At 67.4% G+C, this 18,820-nt stretch carries 15 protein-coding genes; 5 read left to right on the top strand and 10 right to left on the bottom strand.

Annotated elements, in window-relative coordinates; all coding sequences use genetic code 11:
• Nucleotides 1-279 precede the first annotated feature (279 nt).
• On the top strand, nucleotides 280-1,452 hold the full coding sequence (locus DB30_RS22055) for a hypothetical protein (protein WP_052552193.1): 1,173 nt from the start codon (nucleotides 280-282) through the stop codon (nucleotides 1,450-1,452).
• A gap of 366 nt (nucleotides 1,453-1,818) precedes the next feature.
• Here DB30_RS22055 and DB30_RS22050 read toward each other — a convergent pair whose 3' ends face one another.
• The 5 genes from DB30_RS22050 to DB30_RS22030 form a co-directional block, all read right to left on the bottom strand.
• A complete protein-coding gene (locus tag DB30_RS22050) occupies nucleotides 1,819-2,418 on the bottom strand; it encodes an HAD family hydrolase (RefSeq protein ID WP_052552190.1) in 600 nt (199 codons plus the stop codon).
• Complete coding sequence (locus DB30_RS22045; protein ID WP_052552188.1) at nucleotides 2,415-2,849, bottom strand: hypothetical protein; 435 nt, start codon at nucleotides 2,847-2,849, stop codon at nucleotides 2,415-2,417. Before DB30_RS22045 ends, DB30_RS22050 begins: the two co-directional genes overlap by 4 nt.
• A gap of 98 nt (nucleotides 2,850-2,947) precedes the next feature.
• Nucleotides 2,948-4,063, bottom strand: coding sequence for an MXAN_2562 family outer membrane beta-barrel protein (locus DB30_RS22040; RefSeq protein WP_052552186.1), 1,116 nt, complete (start codon nucleotides 4,061-4,063; stop codon nucleotides 2,948-2,950).
• Complete coding sequence (locus tag DB30_RS41580; protein ID WP_205633037.1) at nucleotides 4,060-5,565, bottom strand: hypothetical protein; 1,506 nt, start codon at nucleotides 5,563-5,565, stop codon at nucleotides 4,060-4,062. The genes DB30_RS22040 and DB30_RS41580 overlap by 4 nt, the downstream gene beginning before the upstream one ends.
• 237 nt (nucleotides 5,566-5,802) lie before the next feature.
• Entirely contained in the window at nucleotides 5,803-6,930 is a 1,128-nt protein-coding gene (locus DB30_RS22030; protein ID WP_052552182.1) for a phosphatidylethanolamine N-methyltransferase family domain-containing protein, read from the bottom strand.
• Nucleotides 6,931-7,001: 71 nt separating this feature from the next.
• Here DB30_RS22030 and DB30_RS22025 point away from each other — a divergent pair, with 71 nt between their 5' ends.
• Nucleotides 7,002-8,666: a PA14 domain-containing protein gene (locus DB30_RS22025; RefSeq protein ID WP_146660060.1), complete on the top strand. Its 1,665-nt coding sequence runs from the start codon at nucleotides 7,002-7,004 to the stop codon at nucleotides 8,664-8,666.
• Between the two features lie 8 nt (nucleotides 8,667-8,674).
• On the opposite strand, the gene DB30_RS22020 is transcribed toward DB30_RS22025, so the two are convergent.
• Complete coding sequence (locus tag DB30_RS22020) at nucleotides 8,675-9,766, bottom strand: VWA domain-containing protein (protein WP_052552301.1); 1,092 nt, start codon at nucleotides 9,764-9,766, stop codon at nucleotides 8,675-8,677.
• A gap of 313 nt (nucleotides 9,767-10,079) precedes the next feature.
• Nucleotides 10,080-10,664: a hypothetical protein gene (locus tag DB30_RS22015; protein ID WP_052552178.1), complete on the bottom strand. Its 585-nt coding sequence runs from the start codon at nucleotides 10,662-10,664 to the stop codon at nucleotides 10,080-10,082.
• A 100-nt stretch (nucleotides 10,665-10,764) separates the two neighbouring features.
• Here DB30_RS22015 and DB30_RS22010 point away from each other — a divergent pair, with 100 nt between their 5' ends.
• Nucleotides 10,765-11,853 carry an RluA family pseudouridine synthase gene (locus tag DB30_RS22010; protein ID WP_052552176.1) on the top strand — a complete coding sequence of 363 codons (1,089 nt, stop codon included), beginning with the start codon at nucleotides 10,765-10,767 and terminating at the stop codon, nucleotides 11,851-11,853.
• 186 nt (nucleotides 11,854-12,039) lie between these two features.
• On the opposite strand, the gene DB30_RS22005 is transcribed toward DB30_RS22010, so the two are convergent.
• The 3 genes from DB30_RS22005 to recN form a co-directional block, all read right to left on the bottom strand.
• The gene (locus tag DB30_RS22005; RefSeq protein WP_146660056.1) at nucleotides 12,040-12,849 is read right to left on the bottom strand and encodes a hypothetical protein; all 810 of its coding nucleotides are present in this window, start codon (nucleotides 12,847-12,849) and stop codon (nucleotides 12,040-12,042) included.
• 307 nt (nucleotides 12,850-13,156) lie between these two features.
• Nucleotides 13,157-13,642 carry a transcription elongation factor GreA gene (greA, locus tag DB30_RS22000; RefSeq protein WP_052552172.1) on the bottom strand — a complete coding sequence of 162 codons (486 nt, stop codon included), beginning with the start codon at nucleotides 13,640-13,642 and terminating at the stop codon, nucleotides 13,157-13,159.
• 147 nt (nucleotides 13,643-13,789) lie between these two features.
• Nucleotides 13,790-15,700, bottom strand: coding sequence for a DNA repair protein RecN (gene recN, locus DB30_RS21995; protein ID WP_052552168.1), 1,911 nt, complete (start codon nucleotides 15,698-15,700; stop codon nucleotides 13,790-13,792).
• 583 nt (nucleotides 15,701-16,283) lie between these two features.
• On the opposite strand from recN, the gene DB30_RS21990 reads away from it, so the two are divergent.
• Together DB30_RS21990 and DB30_RS21985 are read left to right on the top strand one after the other, a co-directional pair.
• Nucleotides 16,284-17,030 carry a hypothetical protein gene (locus tag DB30_RS21990; protein ID WP_052552166.1) on the top strand — a complete coding sequence of 249 codons (747 nt, stop codon included), beginning with the start codon at nucleotides 16,284-16,286 and terminating at the stop codon, nucleotides 17,028-17,030.
• A gap of 83 nt (nucleotides 17,031-17,113) precedes the next feature.
• Entirely contained in the window at nucleotides 17,114-18,805 is a 1,692-nt protein-coding gene (locus DB30_RS21985; RefSeq protein ID WP_052552163.1) for a protein kinase domain-containing protein, read from the top strand.
• The last annotated feature ends 15 nt before the right edge of the window (nucleotides 18,806-18,820 follow it).

The raw sequence follows: 18,820 nt of genomic DNA, 5'->3' as shown, positions 1-18,820 counted from the left end.
CAGGTCGAGTCCCAGTGAAAGAGCAGCTCCAGCCGACGACGCTCGCAGCTCTCGCTGCCCGACCCGTCCGGCACCAGACGGACCAACCTGGGCGCACCCACGTGCAGATGACGGTCTCGCTACCGATCTCCAGCCACCCTGGCGGGCTGTGAGCCCAAAAAGCAGCCAAGCCCGTGCAGTCGGTTGTCGACGACGAGACCCAAGAATCCATCGAAACCCGAGCCAAGTGGGAAGGCTCGGCGACTCGAGCCAGCGTGGTGGTGCTATCGTGTCGCCGACTTGCTACGAACCTGGATCGCACGCCTCGACGACGCCGCCCGCGACGACGACGACGCGAGGATCCAAGCCGCAATCACCGAGCTCACGCACGCCTCACCGACGCAGGCCGCAGCCTCGCTGGTCCCTGGGCTGGGCGACCCCTCACCGCTGGTGGTCGAGGCAAGTGCACGAGCGGCCGAGGCGGTGCTGAGAAGCGCGCGCAGGCGCAGCTGGTGGGCCATCGACCGGGCGGCTCGAACGGTGGAACGCGTGGGACTGACGCCGGATCGCGTCAGCCTGCTCGCGCACCTCGAGCGTGGCCGCGTCGGCGCCCTCGCTCTCGCTGCCATGCAGCGAAACGGCTGGACGCGCGCGCGTGCGCTCGCAGCACTCGACGCGGAGGTCGACGAACTCGCGGTCTGCGTTCTCGTCACCCGGCTCAACGATCCCGTGGCCGAGATCGCTACCGAGGCCGACCGACTGCTGCACGGGAAGCGCGGCTCCGAGTGGCTCGTCGCGCTGATAGCCGCACTGCCGCTGATCGAGACCACGAGTGACACCGTTCGGGCCTCGCGCAGCGAGCTCGCTGGACAGGTCCAGGCGCTGCTGCGCGACCATCCTCGGCGAGCTTGGACGGCCCTCGCCCGTGCTACGAAGGCCGTCGACGCGGACGTCCGCGCGGCGGCGATCGTTAGGCTTGCGCGTAACTTCCCCGAGCGCGAGGAGGCCCGTCGCGCGCTCGAGTCGGGCCTCGTGGATCTCGATCCGCGAGTCCGTCGCGGCGTCGCCGAACTGATCGCGTCGGGGCAGCTACCAAAAGATCTCGCCGATACCTTGCTCTCGCGCCTCGAACTCGATCGCTCGCCAGCGATCCGCCTGCTTGGGCTCCGCTGGCGACGCAAGCAGGCAGACGCCGAGGCACTGCTGCGGGCCTGCTTCGATCGCAACGCCTCCCTGCGCCACTATGCACGCCGCTACTCTCGTGGCGTTGGCGTGACCACCGATTACCGCAGCCTCGCGCTCGAACGCCTCGCGTCAATGCATCGGACCGAACTCGTTGGAGCCCTCGCTACCTTGTCCGACGTCGGGCGGGCCGAGGACTGCAAGCAGATCGAGCCACTCACCCAGCACCCTTCGCGACAGGTCCGCGACGAGGCCCGACGGACCCTCGCGCTGCTCCGGGCCTCCCGCTAGCAAGCGTGCTCGTCGAGCGAGCGGCCGTGACGTTCGAGCACACGACCGAGTCGCTCGTGGGTCCACCTCGCAGCTTCGGTGACCCTGCCAGAGCTGAAGACAGTCCCATCCGTCATCCTCGTGGGTGGGGGCGCCGAGCGAGTGGAAGCGCAGCTCGCCCTCGTCGTCCCTCACGTACACACCGTCGAGCACCACGGGCTGCTAGAGCGCCGATCAGTTTGAATTCACGACGCCAGGCACATCTGGGGCCGCTCCTGCCGTTGTCGACTCGGCGCTCGCAGTATGCCGGATACAGCTTCGGCCTCGCTCCTAGTCAGGAACGGCCCCAGACGCACCTGACGACGCGACTCCAAACTGATCGGCGCTCTAGGACTCCAGGTCCAGGTCGACGTCCACGTCGTCCTCGAACTGCGCCCACCAACAACGCTTGTCGACCGCGCGCACGTCCTCGAGCGGACCGAGCTGCTCGAGGTACTGGCGCAGCCGCCACAGCTCGAGATCGTCGGGGTCGCCCCGGAACGGCCGCACGGGGACCAGGTTTGCGCGGCTGCGCTCGAGCCCCCGGGGTTTGTCGTCGACGACCAAGATCCCTTGGGGGTCGAAGCCAAACCCGTCGAGCTCGCGGATGTCCTTGCGCCAGTAGGTCTGCTCGCCGTCTGCATCCCAGATCTGCGCGCAGCGATCACGGGCAAAGATGAACCGCAGGCGGCGGCGATCGACGATGCGCTCGAGCATCGCGGTCGCGTACTCGGTCGACGCCGAGGTCCAGATGCCAACCCCGACGAAGCGCTCGAGCACGGTGGCCATGAACTCGCGCACGCCAGGACGCAGGTGCACGCCGTAGCGGGCGACCTGTCGCTGCGGGGGCCACGGCAGCGGGGGCGCGTCGCGGTCGCGGGCGTGGATCAGGGTCTCGTCGAGATCGAGCACGAGCAGCTTGGCGAACGGCCGCTCACCCGCGCTCACTCGGCCCTCGCCGCTGACGTGGCAGATCGGTTGAACGGGACGGGGCGGATCGGCGCGGGCGTGGGCGCGACGGCGGGCTCGGGTGCGGGCGACGGCTCGGCTGTGGGCGAGGCCGCGTCGTCGAGCTCCACGACGTCGTCGAGATCGAGCTTGCAGCAGCGACCCCCTTCACACGCGCGCGAGTCGGTCGGGCCGCAGATGACCGGGCCGCGGACCCACACCTCTTCGTTGGTCCGGCAGTAGTTGGTCGCGCGGCAGCCCACGAAGCTCACGTTGTCGGGGCTGGCGGCTCGACAGCACAGCTCGCGGTGTCCGTCGACCGGCATGCTTGGGTCGCCAACTCGGCAGCCCGAGGACAGCACGCACGGCAACCACAGCAGGCACAGCATCACGCCGCGCGCGAGCGGCCAGTGCTTGGCGCGGGTCGACATCGCGCACAGCTTAGCCCCGACGCGCGGTGCAGAAAACCTGGTCGCGCAGGGCGTCCCCGACGCAGAGGGGCGGCCGACCCTCTGGTACCTGTGCGGGCTCAGAACTCGAAGGCCAGGCCGACCAAGAAGGTGTCGTCGCCAACGGTCATCGCGGCGTCGCTGCCAAACCCGTCGAGATGCGAGAACTGCCACTCGCCGAACACGTAGGTGTGGTTGATCCCGGTCAGGCGATCCAGGTCGATCGCGGTGCCGCGCTCGATGAAGTCCAGGCGCAGCATCAGGCCCAGGTTGACCTGCCACCCCCAGCTGCCGCCGCGGGCCTTTTGTCCGGCGCTGTTGGTCGCGAGCTGGGCACCCTTGCGCTCCCACCAAAACCCATAGGCGACGCCGCCGCGAGCGTAGGGCACGAGCGGCACGCGGAATCGATCCGCGAGGACCTCGAGCCGGTAGCCGAGCAGGACCGTCACCGGGATCACGCTGAAGAAAGTCTTGTCGGCGGCAGAGCGCAAGCTCTCGCCGTCCTCGACGGGCTCGGCGACGAGCGCGTTGGCGCGGTCGCGAAACAAGCCGATCGTGGTCCCAACCGAGAACGGCCCGCCGAAGTGGACGAACTGCCACTCGAAGCCGACGACGGAGAACAGGCCCTTCGCGGGCTGCTTGATCGTGGCGCCCAGATCGTCGACCCGGCCGTAGATGTTTGCGTAGGGGCCGAAGCCGTCGCCGGTGTAGCGGTGATCCACGTCGGGCAGGTAGGGCCCGAACTTGACCTCGATCGCGAAGCGCTGCGGCGACTCGACGCGGCCTTGGAACTCGTCCTTGCCCAGATCGTTTTGCTGGTCTGACTCGCGGGCGAGCGCGTCGTCACCGGGGGCCGGGCGCTGTCGGCTCTGATCGTAGTCGAGCGCTGGCTCTGGCGGTGTCTCGGCGGCGTACTCGAGCTCCGGCGGCGGCGGCGTCTCGTCGGCGTACTCGAGCTCGGGCTGATCGGAGGACTCGCCGTAGGGCAGGATCGGATCGTAGCGCTCGTCGAGGGGGATCGTCGGGTCCGGGGCTGGTTCTGGCGCTGGCGCTGGGGCGAGCTCGTCCTCGGCTGGGGTCGCGGTGTCCTCGCTGGTGTCCTCGCTGGTCTCGTCGCCGCCGTCGCCACTGCTGGGTGGTGGTGGGGGCGGAGCGGCGAAGGCGAGGACTAAGCTGGCTGACAGGATCGCGCTCACGCGCGCCTCCGTTGCTGCCGACGTCGGCGTGTCAGGCCCGCGCCGACCCCCATGAAGCCGAGCAACCCAAGGGCCCCCAGCGCGCCGCCAAGCGCCCCGCGGGGCGGGTCGGTGACGCTGCAACTCCAGCTGTCACCGCAGACATTGCCCTGCAGCTCGCACTGCTCCCACAGCCCGCTGGTGTCGACCGGGGCGGCCGTGATCGACTCTGTGCTCGCCACGTAGTTGCCAGCCTTGTCGTAGGCGACGACCACGAACTGGTAGGTCTTGCCGTTCTCGAGCCCCGTGATGCGGGCCTCGGAGGCGTTGAAGGCCAGGTGTTCGCTGCACACGTAGGACCAGTCGAGGGTGTGGATCCCATCCGTGGGCGCCACGCATATGTTGTTGCTGCACTCGTTGGGCGCGTCGCACTCGCCCTCGGCCGTGCAGAAGCAGCCGGCCTCGCCGAGGTTGCACGCGATCGGCTCGCACACACCGTCGGTGCACATCAGCGAGCCGTTGCAGGTGTCGTTGTCCAAGCAACTGCAGCCTTCCGTGCCCTCCGACCCGTCGGGGCAGTCGCCAGGATCCCCGTCGCCATCACCGTCGCCGTCGCCGTCGCCGTCACCATCGCCGTCGCCGTCACCGTCGCCATCACCGTCACCGCCGTAGTCCGGCCCAAATCCACCATCCGGGCACAGGTTGTCCTTGGTGTAGTAGATCGTCCCGTTGACGATCGTGGTCGCAGTTGGCGGCGTGAACGAGACGTCGTTGTCGATCGGGGCGCCGTTCTCGTCGGCGCACAAGATCCGGTAGCCCGCCTCGGGCACCGCGTTGACCTTCCAGCTGATCAGCACCGACGAGTCACCCGGGCTGACCGAGAAGTCCGTCGGCGGATTGAGCGGCGGCTGGTAGTCGTAGCTGATGCCCGCGCCCTGGACGTTGTTGTTGGTCGCGCCCTCCATGAAGAACTCGCCCATTTGACAGCCGTTGGCGCCCGAGCACATCCACACGCCGCCCTGGCCCTCGAGGCCGCTGCAGGTGCCATCGGGTACAGCGTTGGCGATGCCTTGCTCGCCCTGAACGCCATACGCCAAGAACAGCGGCGAGAACCCGTACTCGAGTCCAAATTGCAGGGCCGAGGGGGTTCCAGAGGAGAGCAGGGCACACGGGGCGTACTGACCAATGCCGCCGTTTTTCTGGGCCGTCGCACAGTTCTGCCCGACGTAGGTGTTGAGCTGATCCTGATCGACCGTGCTGCCCTGAAACGTGATCCGCGAGACGATGTTTTGCTGGCACTCGCAGCGGGCTTGGTTCACGAACGAGGTCATGTCCTGCGCGGACATTTGGCGGGCACGGTCGCCGTTCTCGTCGGTGATGTAGTAGTAGATCTGAAAGTCTTCGGACGTCGGGGGAACCGCGAGGGCGGGACGTGAACCCAACAGAGCCACAGCCACCAGCGCGGTCGCGCTTGCTAGCGCGACGCCGCGTGCTTGGTGCTTGCGAGGAGCCGAACGCTGCATCGTCGGGCCAGTATGCAACGTCGGTGCCACGGAGCCTAGGGCGCTGAGCCCAGCGCGAGATCCGGCACCCGAGCACGGCGACCTGGAGCTAGCGCCAACCAAGCGGGTTTAGGGGGCGAACGGCGGGGTAGGGGCCTCGACGCGGCCCGCGGTTGGCGGTTGGCGCCGGGAGATCGGGTTGACAATCTGGCAAGCCAAGCGCGAGCCGGTGACGGGCCGTCCGCGGATCCGGGCGCGTCAGTACAAGAAGGGGATCATCCGAAACTTGGCGATCTGCGTGTACTCGACCCAGACCTCGCCGTACTTGGCCGCGCAGCGCTGCTCGTCGCGCCAGGCCCGGTGCGGGAGCAGCACGCACAGCCACAGCGGCAACAAGTAGGGGATCACCGAGCTGAACCCGGTGCACAGCGCGAACGAGGCGTAGACCATGATCTCGCCGGTGTAGTTGATCTTGCGCCCGATCCCCCACCAGCCCGAGACCAGCAGGCGCCCGCCCACGGTGCGGGCCGGCTTGCCCCAGATCGTGGCGCCAGGGTCCAACTTGAACCGGTGCTTTTGCGAGTTCGACTCGCGGAAGATCCACAGCCCGGTGACGTGCAGGGCGACGATCGCCAGCACCCGCCAGATCGGCATGGGCTCGGGGTTGGCCAGCAACCACCAGCCACCGATGCAGTAGAAGAACGGCACCAGCACCAGGTCACCCCACAGCAGCATCAGGCCGAAGCGCTCCGCGATCACGTCCCACATCGACAGCACGTTGTCTTCGATCCAGTAGTGCGAGAACAGGTAGCCCCACCAAAACACCTGGTAGGCCAGCATCTGCGGGGTCAGGTGGCCGAGCTGCTCATACTGCGCCCAGCCAAACGCGACGTTGAGCACGCCAAGCCCGATCAGCGAGGGCTGGTAGGCGAAGGTCTTGAGATCCACACCGAGGAACTGCGGGTTGAGCTCGATCCCGTACCACAGCCGCCCGAGCACGCTGTGCTTGGGGTCGTCCGTCTGGGCTTCGTCCCCCGCTGCAGCTTTGCGTAGGCGCGCGCGGCTGCCCCGGTTCATGAGCACCAGCCACGCGACCGTGATGATGTTGGCCGCGACTAGCAGCGACCAAAAGTGGTCGAGCAGCGGCGTCAACGACAGGTCCAGAAACCACGCCCCGACGAAGATCAACATGTGCACCGCCACGAACAGGGCCATGCCGTTGACCTTGTAGGTCAGTCGCTTCCCGCTGCCCGGCAGCGGCTGGCCCTGGATCATCTGCCCAGGTAGCAGCTTGGCCAGCGCGAACAGGACGATGATGAACAGGCCGTAGGTCGCAAGACCAAACAGCACGCCCTCGAGGGAGATGGCTTCGCGGAGTCCTTCCACGCCGGGATGATGCTCCCAGAGCCCGCGCGACCCAAGTGACGTGGGCCAAAGGGCTGCTCTATACTCCCCTCGTGCGCTTTTTTAGCTTGAACTCGATGTGTTTGGCGGCCGTGTGTGCCGCAGGGTGTGGGCCCGACCGCCCACCGGGCCTCGAGGGCTTCGGCGACATCGGGGGGACCGATGGCGATCCAACCGGCGACGGTGACCCGACCGGCGACGGCGACGGCGATCCAACGGGGGACGGGGACGGGGACTGCGTCGACGTCGACCTTGGCAGTGATCCCGAGGTCTACTTCGGCGCGGTGATCGAGGCCGGGCTTGGCAGCGATCACGACGGCGAGTGCGTCGTGAGCCCGGGGCCCGACTACTCGGCGATCTGGACCGCGCCGTTCACCGCACCGTATCGGCTGACCATGTACCCAGACATTCCCGCGGCCATGTCGGTGCTGCAGGGTGCCTGCGGCGGCCCGTCTCTGGGTTGCACGGCGTTCAACTTCCCGAACACCGTCGACTTCAACGCGGTCGCTGGCGAGCGCTACACCTTCGTGTTCGACACGGACATCGACTATGGCCCGACCTACTTCGACATGTGGCTGTACCCGGTCGACGACGAGCCGAGCGACTGCCCCTTCGGCGAGCTGTTCGGGACCCACGACGGCAGGTTCGGCTCGACCCTCGGCACCTCCAACGACTTCGGCTCGCAGTGCGGGGGCGACGGCGCGGGGGACCACGGCTACCTGTTCGTGCCGCCCGTGACCGGGCTCTACGAGTTTCACACCTTTGGTTCGGACTACGACACGGTGCTCGAGGTGGTTCAGGGCGAGTGCGGCGGCCCGGTCATCGCCTGTAACGACGACGCGTTCGACGGCATGACCGTGGAGTCCCAGCTCACCGTCGAGCTGTCCGCGGGCCAGGCCTACACGATCGTCGCCGACGGCTTCGGCGCCTCGGTCGGCAACTACGAGCTCACCATGCAGCTGATCGACGACCAGCCGGGGCTGTGCGACGACGCCCAGGTCCTCGCTTCGATGGTGCCGGTGATGGCCGAGTGGCCGGTCGAGTCGGACGCGGGCAACCAGTACTTCGGCTGCAGCTTCGCCAGCTCCGAGCGGCGCTTCGTCTGGACCGCGCCCGCGGACGGTCTCTACCGCGCGAGCCAAGACGCCACCCCAAATTTCTCGGGGCTCGCGGTGTTGCTCGATGGCTGCAACGGGCAAGACGGGATGTGCGCCACCACGATCCCCGGGGAGGAGCCAACCCTGGTGTTCGACGCCGCCGCTGGTCAGGAGATCGTGTTCGTGAGCGAGTGGGATCCCGAGGCGCCTGGGCTCATCACCTTGACGGTCGAGGCCGAGGGCGGCGGATCCGGCTGCGGCCAGAGCCTGGGCAGCGAGCTGCCCGCGGTCGCCAGCGGCACCACGCTCGGGGCCGGCAACGACTCTGAGGGCAGCTGCAGCTTCGACGGCGCGCCCGAGGCCGAGCTGTCGTGGACCGCCCCCGCGAATGGGTCCTACCTGTTCTCGCTCGAGGGCTCGAACTACGACACCTTGATGTACATCCGCGATGGCGGCTGCGACGGGCCGGAGCTCGCCTGCAACGATGACACGATCACCGATCAGATGGTCGATCTGTGGTCGTCGATCCCGCTGGATCTGAGCGCGGGGCAGACGGTCTCGATCTTCGTCGACGGCTACAACGGGTCGGGCAGCTACGAGCTCTCCATCACCGAGCTGTAGGCTAGTCGCTAGTTGGTCGAGGCAGAGGCCTTCGCCTTGCCCTTGGTCTTGCCGCCGCTGTCGTCGGCGGCCATGTCACCCTTGGTGATGTCGAACTTGGGCTTGGTGTTGGGATCGCAGCCCTTGTCGAAGCCCTCGGCGTCGAACTCGGTCTCGAGCGCGCCGGTGGTCTCCTTCTTCTTGCCTTCGGGCGTGTGCTTGCCCTTGACGGTCACCGTGTGTGAGCCGGCCCGGGCGGGCGAGCAGTAGCTGAGCAGGTAGTAGCTCTGGGTCAGCTGCTCGATCCGCTTGCCGATCGTCTCGAACGCGGTCTGGATCTCCGAGCTGTCCTTGGCCAGCGCGGTCCCGCTCTTGCCGATCTGCTGCAGGTCCTTCTCGCTGAGCTCGGCGCCCAGGCCGATCGCAAACACCTCGTAGGGGGTGCCGTTGACCGCGTCGAGCATCTCGCTCTCGGGCACCCGCGAGGCCCGATCCGTGCCGTCGGTGAACACGACCAAGGTCCCGATCCGCAGCGGGTTCTCGGCCTTCTCGAGCCCGGCGTCGAGGACCTCGAGGCCCTGCACGATCGCCCCGTTGAGGTTGGTGCTGGGGTCTTGTGGCTTGAAGCCGCTGAGCGAGTTGGCCCGCGCCTGCGCGCCGCCGGCCGAGCCGGTGAAGTCGGTGATCTTGTGGATCTCGGCCGAGCCGTCGAACGCGTAGATCGCGACCTGGTTGTTCTTCTCGACCTGGCTGGTGAACAGCGTCGCGGCCTCGCTGATCTTCGGAAAGTCCTCCGAGTCCGCGACCGAGCCGCTCATGTCGACGAGCAGCAGCGTGTAGTGCGAAGCCGCGACCTCGGGGTTGAGGATCGTCTGCTTGCTCTCGTAGACCGAGACCAGCTCGTCGTCCTCGTAGATCTCGAACTGCTCGGCCGTCATCCCGCCAACCGGCTCCCCCTTCGCGTCCTCGACCTTGAAGTACACCGCGACGTTGCTGGGCTTGTCGGCGGCGGTCTGGATCCGCGTGATCGTGAGCCCGCAACCACCAACGGTCATGAGCACCGCGAGCAGCGGAAGCACGAGAGCTTGAAAGACGCGGGAACGGAGGCGCTTGGCCGACATCGCCGGCAGCATAGCGAAACCGCACGACCAAGAAAGCCTCGGCACCCGCGCGCGATGTCAGCGTTGCCTAACCCACCAAAAATCCCACCAGTTCAAAAAGCACGAGAGTGAGGAGGCGAAGCCAGCAGTGTGCTCATCGCCGACCCCACCACTCCACAAAGCACGTCACGTGAGTGGAGAGGCACCCAGTACCTGCAGGTGGCCAGACAAGAGCCCCCTGCTAGGGGGCCAATGATGCCCCCGCGAACAAACGGCCGATGGGAGCGAGCGAAGCGAGTGACCCGAAGTGCGAAGGCGGCTGTGGGGGTAATGACTATTTCAGGTTGTCGAGCTTGAGCTGGACCTCTTGGACGCGGGCTTGCGCCCGCTCGAGGTTGTCCGCGACCACGATCTTCCGCTGCTGGAACTCCGCGAGGTCCTCCGGGGTGCCGTTCTCGCGGATCTTCTCTTCTTGCCTGGGGACGTGCTCCGTGGCCCGCTCGCGGATCTCGAGCATGCGGTTGGCCTCGCGCAGCTGGTCTTCCCAGTAGATGATCTCTTCGTCGCGCGAGCCCCAGCTGGTTGGCTCGGGCTTCTTGTGGGGGGCCGGGGCCATGCCCTCGGTCACGACCGCGTCGGCGATCCGCGGGTTGAGCCGCGGGGTGGGGCGACCGCTCTTGGCGGCTGCGTCGGCTTGGCGGGCAGCGATGCCCCCTTTGGCGGTGCGGCCGGTCTGGTTGCTAGACGAGTGAGCAGCTTGGCCGTCTTTGTTCTGGGTCGCGTCGCTCTTCTTGTCGTCGTCGCCACCAAAGATGAACAGCGCGGCGACGGCGAGGATACCGGCACCCGCGAGCAGAGCCGGCAGCATCCCGCCGCCAGCTGGCTCGGGGGTCTGTGCCTTGGGGTCGGGAGAAGTCATGGGCCGGACTATAGCACTCGCCACGAGAATGCCAGCAATGTTAGCTTGTGGATTCTCCGCAGCCCGACGCGGCCGGGCACGGGGCTATGCTCCGGGCCGCATGAGCCAGGCAGGGCAGGGCGAGGCCGAGTCCGGCGTCGACGCGACGGCGTTCGCAGACAGCGCAGCGCTCGAGCACGGCGACGCCGAGGTCTACGACGACATCGTCTACGACGAGAACGGTCGGCCCTACATCGAGTTCGAGCTCGAGGTCGGACCCGGCAGCGAGGGCCAGCGGCTCGATCGCTTCTTGTCGCAGCGCTTCACTCGGATGTCTCGCAACCGCGTGCACAAGATGCTCGCGGGCGGCGGCGTGCGGTGTCGCAGCAGCGGCGAGTCGATGCGCAAGAACTCGCTGCGGATCCGGGCCGGGCAGGTGCTGGTGATCCGTCGCCCCGCGCCGATCGAGCCGCCGGTCGTGCTCGACTACGCGATCTTGCATCGAGATCCGCACCTGCTGGTGCTCGACAAGCCCGCCAACTTGCCGGTTCACCCATCGGCTCGCTACCACCGCCACACCCTCACGGCGCTGATGCGGCGCCGGCTTGGGCCCGGACACGGCTGGGAGATGGCGCATCGGCTCGATCGCGAGACCTCGGGGGTGATGGTGTTTGGCCGGCGCAAGGGCTCGGGCCCGCTGCTCAAGGGCAGCTTCTTTCGGCGCGAGGTCGACAAGCAGTACCTCGCGCTGGTCGGCGGTCGATTCGAGGGCGCGCAGACGATCGACGTCCCGCTGGGCTCGGCGAAGGACTCGCGGATCCTGATCAAGATCGGCCCGCGGGCGATCGACGACGGCGGACAGCTCGCGCGAACCGACGTCGAGGCGCTGCGTCACGGCGAGCACCGCGGGCAGCCGATCACGCTGGTCAGGTGTTGGCCGCGGACCGGGCGGACCCATCAGATCCGCGTGCACCTGGCCTCGATCGGGCACCCGCTGATCGGCGACAAGCTGTACACCGCGAGCGAGCAGGAGTTCCTCGACGTGATCGAGGGCGGCCGCCCTGTCGCCGAGCTCGAGGCCCGGCTGGGGTTGTGGCGCCATGCCTTGCACGCGAGCTCGCTGAGCTTGCCGCACCCGCATACCGGCGAGCGGGTCTGCTTTACGGCGCCGTGGCCAGCCGAGCTCGCGCAGCTGCTCGCGTGGCCTTGAGTCCGGCTGCCAGCGTGGGCGGCGTGGCGCACAGCCCCGTCCCACCGAGAGCGACTGCCATACACCACTTCAGCCTCTCGACCCGATCCGTTCTGACCTTCTTGCTTGCGGTGTGCGCCGAGCTGACCGCGCTGAGCTTCGCCGCGCCAGCCGCCGCCGTGGAGAACCACCAACGCAGCGCTCGATTCAGGCCTCGTCGCAGCTGACCACGTTGATCCCAACCACCGCACGAGCGAAGCCTGTTTTGCTGACGGTGACCGTCGGCACCGGTCGAAAGCGGTAGTCGATGCGCTCATGGGGGAAGGCATAGACCCGCTTGCCCGACAGGATAGTGGTATTGGTGCTGCCCCCATCCTCGCTATAGTGGGCGACGGTGACCTCGTAGCAGGTGGCGGCGTCCTTGGCGACGAACAAGCCCACGAGCGCGTCGTCCTTGGCCTCGATCTCCCCGACCACCTCGCCGTTGACGCTGACGCTGTGCTTGGGCGCGCAGTCGAGGCCGTTGACGATGAAGTGATCTATATTGATCGCGGCCTCGGCCTCGCCGATCGAGATCTTGGGGTCCGGTACATCCGTCCACACCCGCGTGCTCGCCGTTGCGGTAGCTTTGCTCGAGTCGAAGTGCAACAGCGGGTCCGCCCTCCCCTCCTCGGCGACGAGGCTCAGGGGCATGCGCTGGGTCCCGCAGGCGGTGCGCAACTCGAGCTCGAGGCCGTTGTAGCCGTTGTCGCCCTTGCTGTCGTCGAAGCTGGCCGGGACCGTGCCGCGGACATACAGACGTTTGAGCTCGTGCTCGTGGAGCCCGGGTGCGGTGACCTGGCCAACCTCGTGGTCACCGAACATCAAGAAGGCACCGACCGGAGCGCCGCCGTCGTCAAAGGTCACCTTTCGCTTGCGGAGCTTCGTGTTGGCGTGCAAGTCCTTTGACTTGCAGGCGCTGATTGAAGTCAGTCCGGGGAGCAGGAGCAGGGCCAGGGCGAAACGAAGAGGGCGCACACGGAAACCTTTCACAGTCCGGCCCATGCAACAAGAGGCGGAGCCGGCAGGCGATGGTCTTCGGGTCTGGGGCAGGCCGGGCCCAGAGCGGGCCGAGCGGAACAGCCCCGCACCCGATCCGCCACAATCACCGCTGCTCCTCGACGACGTTGTCGCCACAATGCGTAGCCGCGATACACCACCATAGCCCCGGAAGCCAAACTCGTGTCGAACAGATCGAGGTCCGAGAACGGCTTGGTCGGTGCGGCAACCCGCGCGAGCTTGGCAGCGGCAAGTCTCGATCGGGACCGAGCGCAGCGAGTCTAAACTACGACACGCCTTTGTACTCGATCTTCACGACCTCATACTCACGGTCACCCTTGGGCAGCTGCACGGTGACGTCGTCACCCTCGCGCTTGCCGAGCATCGCCCGCGCGATCGGGGCGGCGATCGAGATCCGGCCAGCCTTGACGTCGCTCTCTGTCTCGCCGACCAGCACGTAGACCACCTCTTCGTCGGTGTCCATGTCGGTCATCGTCACGGTTGCGCCGAAGCCGATGCTGTCGGACTCGATGCTGGCGGGGTCGATCACTTGGGCGTGACCGATGCGGCCCTCGAGGTAGGCCATGCGCGCAGCCAACTCCGCCTGACGGTCCTTGGCGGCGTGGTACTCCGCGTTCTCACGCAGGTCACCGTGGCCGAGGGCGGTCTCGATGTCCTTGACGTTCTGCGGCCGTTCGACCTCTTTGATTTGCTTGAGCTCGCTGCGGAGCTGCTGGAGACCGGCCGGGGTCATGGGGAAGCGTTGGGCCATGTTGATGCACCTCTGAACCTTTGAACCTTGGAGGGTTCGTGCGGCTAGCGAGAGGATGTTACTCCCGGAACCACACCGCGTCGAGTCGGGCTGTGCGCAGCGGGACGAGGTCTCTCGCCCGCTTGCCGGCACCAGCACAAAATGGTTTCAGCTCGCGTTTGCGCGGCGGGGCTTGGACTTGGCAGTGGTCTTGCCAGTGGTCTTGGCAGTGGACTTGCCGGTTGTCTTGCCAGAGGTCTTGGCAGTGGTCTTGCCGGTTGTCTTGGCAGTGGACTTGCCGGGCTTGGCGACCGGCGGCTTTCCGGCGGGCGGCGTGGGCACGAGGGCTTGCTCGAGCAGCGCGCGAGCGTGTTCGCGTGCGCTCTGGGTCACACGCTTGCCGCCGAGCATGCGCGCGAGCTCCTCGACCCGTTCGTCGGCGTCGAGGCGCTCGACCCGTGTCACGGTGCGTCCATCGACCACGAGCTTGCGAACGCGAAAGTGTGCCTGGGCGTAGGCCGCGATCTGCGGGAGGTGGGTGATGCACAAGATCTGATGGTTGCTGGCGGCCCGGCGCAGGCGCAGGCCGATCGCCTCGGCCACGGCCCCGCCGACGCCCGCGTCGACCTCATCGAACACGTAGGTTGCGACCCGCGCCCGCGTTGACAGCACGCTCTTGACCGCGAGCAGCACCCGCGAGAGCTCGCCGCCCGACGCGACCTTGTTGAGCGGCGCGAGCGGTTCGCCGGGGTTGGCCGAGAACCGCAGCTCGGCGCGGTCGCGGCCGCGTGGGCCGACGGCGCAGCGCTCACTCGAGGGATCGGGCGCGTCGCTTGGATCGGCGCCGGCTTCGACCGCCCGCAGCTCGACGCTGAGCTTTGCGTTTGGAATGTGCAGCGCGTCGAGCTCGGCCTCGATCGCGCGGGCGAGGCCGCTGGCGGCGGCGACTCGGGCGGCGTGCAGTGTGTCCGCGTGGCGCTTGACGGCCGCCCACTGCTTGGACTCGAGCTGCTCGAGCTGCGCGAGCTCGTCTTCGGCCGAGTCGAGCGCGACCAGCTCGTCGTGCATGGACTGGGTCCGCTCGATCAATTCGTCGACGTCGCAGCCGTGCTTGCGACGCAGCCGCTCGAGCTCGTGCAGGCGCTCTTGGGTGTGCTCGAGCTCGTTGGGTCCAACCTCGATCTCGTCGGCGAGCCGGGCGGCGGCGCTGGCGGCCTCTTCACACGCGATCTGGGCGGCCTCGAGCTGCTCGGTGATCTCGGCGAGCGCGGTGAGGCCCTCGGGCAGGCGGCGGGCTCGCTCGAGCAGCACGGCGAGCACCGAGGCGACGGCGTTGTCGTCTTCGTAGAGCTGCGACTGGGCTTGGTTGGCGAAGCCGGCCAGCTCATGCGAGCCGCGCAGCACGCCAAGCCGGGCGCGCAGCTGCTCGTACTCACCGGGCTCGAGCGACGCGCGCTCGAGCTCGTCGATCTGGAAGCGCAGGTAGTCCGCCCGCGACAGCCGCTCCGCCTCTTGTTCGCGGATCTCGGCGATGCGCTCGGTCAGCGCCCGCCAGCCGCGGTAGTGCCCGGCGTAGTCGGCGAGCGGCCCCTCGGCGCCATCGAGCTGCGCGTAGGCGTCGAGGAGCTCGAGGTGATGGGCCACGTGGGTCAGCGAGTGGTGCTCGTGCTGGCTGCAGATCTCGATCAGCTCGCTGCCGATCTCTGTGATCGCGGCGAGCGTGGACAGGTTGGATTGGATCGCCACGCGGCCGCGGCCGGACCTGCGGATCCGTCGCTCGAGCACCAGGGCCTCATCCTCGAGCGCGAGCCCGAACTGGTCGAGGATCTCGTCGAGCGCGATGCCCGCGGGGGCGCCGATCCGCCCGCGCACCGCGAACTGCGCCTCGACCCGGGCGGTCTCATCACCCTCGCGGACCAGCTCCGCGCGGCCCCGGCCCCCTCGCAACAGCGTCAGCGCGTCCACGATGATCGACTTGCCGGCGCCAGTCTCGCCGGTGAGCACGTTCATGCCCGGCTCGAACTCGAGCGCCACGTCGTCGAGCAGCGCCAGGCCTCGGATGCGCAGGTAGTCGAGCACGGGACGCCTCCTAGCACAGCCGCCTGCCCCAGGGGAGTGGCCCGCCCACACGTGGTCCAGACTGGATCACATGTGCACAATTGGAGGCTAGTGAGGTGATTGCGGATCGTCTCCATTGTGGCTCCCGATGGGAATCTAATTGAAACTCAAATGGTGAGTGGGCGCCCGTTGCGCGTGTCGTTGCTTGTGCTACCCGAGTTTACTGTGGCTGAATTTCTCGAAGGGATCACTGCACAGAATACCGATACCTGTACACATGTAGGCGCGAGCCTCTGTCTGTTCAGTCGTGTAATTCGGCTGTTTGTGGCCGTTTGGACAAGAGTTTGTGAGCTACACCTCTACTGGATTTTTCTGATATTGTTGTTGCATTCGAACACAAGGGTCGGTACAAAGTTAGTGAACACGGCGCGCCGAATCGCTCCTCCGCGCCGAGCAACTGGTTGGAATCCAGTTGGCAACCCGCTTCGAGTCTAGACCCGCTCAGATCAGGCCAGCATGGCCCGGTTCCGGTCCGCCCGGTCCAGATGTTGGGCTGATAGACGCCGTGCGCGCCCATTGGCCCGCACCCAGGGCTCCCCGTGCCATGTCCACCCCGCTCGATACCTATCAAGATCGCCTCGCAGGCGCCCGCCAGGGTCTAAAGAACCGGCAGGAGCTGCGGATCTTGATGGCGGCGGAGGTCAGCCCCGCCCTGCTGCACGCATTCTTGATTCAATGGGCCGCGCTCACGATGCAGCTGCAAGAGCCAGCGGAGCGGTTCTTGGTCGAGGCCAGTCGTCGGTGTGCGGAGGTCGGTGAGCACAAGCTGTCGCTCTCGCTGCTGCAGATCGCGGGCGAGGCGATCGAGCGCTACCGAATGGTCGCCGATGACACGCGCCGGCTCGCGCAGCTGTGGAACGCGCGACGCTTGCCGCACATCAACCTGACGGATCTCCTGACCCAGTCGGCGACCACCTCGATGCGGCGCTTCCACGAGAGCCAGCAGCTGCAGGTTGACGGGCCCCGTCCGTGGACCCAGCTCGCCGCGGTCTACGAGGCCGACGCGACCTTGGGCTCGCTCGCGGGGCGGGTCACCGCGCAGGCAGAGTGCTTGCTCGGCGCAGACGTCCGCAGCTGCCTGCGCAGCCTCGACGCGCTCGCCAACTTCGAGGAGCGTGGGTCACTCAGCCGGACGATGGTGGAGTTCTTGGACGCCAACCCCGAGCGGGTCGATCGCATGGCTGAGGCCGGAGAGCGGACGCTGGATCTGTACATGGACTTTCTTCGCGAGTGCTGCATCGCGGCCGCGAATCTCTCGCTGCATCACGACCGCCACCAAGCGGTTGGGTGAGCCACGCTAGCCTGGCCCGCGCGCGTCTATCGCTCGTGACGGCCGTTTACTTGGTACAACTCGAACGGTGAGGGCCTCCAGCCATGGCAGGTGACCGCGTCGACCTCGAGACCGATGACGTCGCGGCGCTGATCGCTTCGGTGATCCCCGAGCACGGCGCCCGGCTCGAGGTGCAGGGCGAGATCGCGCGCGGCGGCATGGCGTCGATCCGCGTGGGGGTTGATCGTGCGCTGCAGCGGCGGGTCGCGATGAAGCAGCTGCTCGATGGCCACACGGACTCGCTGCTCGCGGTCCGCAGCTTGGTCCGCGAGGCCCAGATCACCGGTCAGCTCGACCACCCCAACATCGTCCCGGTCCACGAGCTCGGCGTCGATGAGCGAGGCGGGCTGTTTTTCACGATGAAGCTGGTCGAGGGCCGCACGCTCCTCGAGCTGATCGATGCGCTGCGTTCAACCCACGACCGCACCGACGCGGCCGGGCTCAGGGTCGCAACGGCGGTTGGCCACGACGATCTCCTGCGCCTGCTCGACGTGTTCTTCAAGGTGCTCGACGCGGTCGCGTTTGCGCACAGTCGGGGCGTCGTCCACTGCGACCTCAAGCCCGACAACGTCATGGTTGGCGACTACGGGCAGGTCTACTTGATGGACTGGGGCATCGCCAAGGTGATGCCGCCGCCAGTCGGCGGTGATCCGCTCGCGCGTAGCAGGCGGGTCCGCGATCCGCTGCCGCTGGTCGCTGCCAACGCCAACATCATCATGGGCACGCCCGCCTACATGAGCCCGGAGCAAGCCCGCGGGGAGCAACGGCAGATCGACCCGCGCTCCGACGTGTTCGAGCTTGGCGCGATGCTGTTCGAGATCCTGACGGGGCACCCGCCCTATCAGGGGCGCAACGCCGTGGACGTGCTCTTGCAGGCCGAGGCGGGCGGCGCCAAGTTGCCCAAGCAGCTGGCGATCCCCCGCGAGCTGCGGCGGATCGTCAGCGTGGCGATGGCGTCGTCCCCCGTGGATCGCTACGCACGCGTTGAAGACATGCAGGCGGATCTGCAGGGCTTCATGCGCGGCGGCGGCAACTTTCCGCGCCAGACCTTCGCCGCCAAGCAGTGGATCATTCGTGAGCACGAGGTTGGGGACGCCGCGTACATCTTGATCTCGGGCCGCTGCGAGGTGTTCAAAGATATAAACGGCAAGCAGGAGTCGCTGCGCACGCTCGGGCCGGGCGACGTGTTTGGCGAGACCGCGATCTTGGCCTCGACCCCGCGCACGGCCAGCGTCGTCGCGCTGACCGACGTGGTCGCGATGAGCGTCACAGCCAGCGTGCTCGAGCGCGAAGTCGACGCGATGAAGCCGTGGATGGGCGCGTTCATTCGGGCGCTCGCGCAGCGCTTCTCCGAGGTGACGGCGCGGCCGCACGCATCGCCAAGCGGCGCCGAGCTGTCGCGCTCGGTGGTCGCCAACTCGCGGACCGGGCGAACCCAGCGGCCGCTGCGATCAATCGAGCCAACCCAGGGGTCCTTGAACGAGCCTGCCCAAGTCGCCAATCAGGCAATGATGTTGCTCGAGAGCTGGGGCAAGTGGGATCGGGATCTTGGCAACACGATGAGCCTGAAGCGGGCTTGTGCCGCGCTCGCAACGATCTGTGGAATCGCCGAGTCCGAGGTGCTGGGCCGGCTACAGTCGTTCAAGCAATTTTCGATCGAGCCGAAGCACGACTCGATCTCGCTGCGAGACAAGCATGGTCTGTCGGAGGAGCTGCGCCGCGTGCTGGGGATCTGACCCCCAAACGGGGCG

It is taken from the genome of Enhygromyxa salina, assembly GCF_000737335.2.
GTDB lineage: Bacteria > Myxococcota_A > Polyangia > Nannocystales > Nannocystaceae > Plesiocystis > Plesiocystis salina_C.
The sequence above is the reverse complement of the archived record's forward strand: the minus strand, read 5'-3'. Positions and strand labels throughout refer to the sequence as shown.

What these genes read in the sequence shown, in the direction of transcription:
- greA (WP_052552172.1), bottom strand. Translation starts at nt 13,642, where the DNA reads ATGGCCCAACGCTTCCCCATGACCCCGGCCGGTCTCCAGCAGCTCCGC.
- DB30_RS22015 (WP_052552178.1), bottom strand. Translation starts at nt 10,664, where the DNA reads ATGACTTCTCCCGACCCCAAGGCACAGACCCCCGAGCCAGCTGGCGGC.
- DB30_RS41580 (WP_205633037.1), bottom strand. Translation starts at nt 5,565, where the DNA reads ATGCAGCGTTCGGCTCCTCGCAAGCACCAAGCACGCGGCGTCGCGCTA.
- DB30_RS22010 (WP_052552176.1), top strand. Translation starts at nt 10,765, where the DNA reads ATGAGCCAGGCAGGGCAGGGCGAGGCCGAGTCCGGCGTCGACGCGACG.
- DB30_RS21990 (WP_052552166.1), top strand. Translation starts at nt 16,284, where the DNA reads ATGTCCACCCCGCTCGATACCTATCAAGATCGCCTCGCAGGCGCCCGC.
- DB30_RS22045 (WP_052552188.1), bottom strand. Translation starts at nt 2,849, where the DNA reads ATGTCGACCCGCGCCAAGCACTGGCCGCTCGCGCGCGGCGTGATGCTG.
- DB30_RS22020 (WP_052552301.1), bottom strand. Translation starts at nt 9,766, where the DNA reads ATGTCGGCCAAGCGCCTCCGTTCCCGCGTCTTTCAAGCTCTCGTGCTT.
- DB30_RS21985 (WP_052552163.1), top strand. Translation starts at nt 17,114, where the DNA reads ATGGCAGGTGACCGCGTCGACCTCGAGACCGATGACGTCGCGGCGCTG.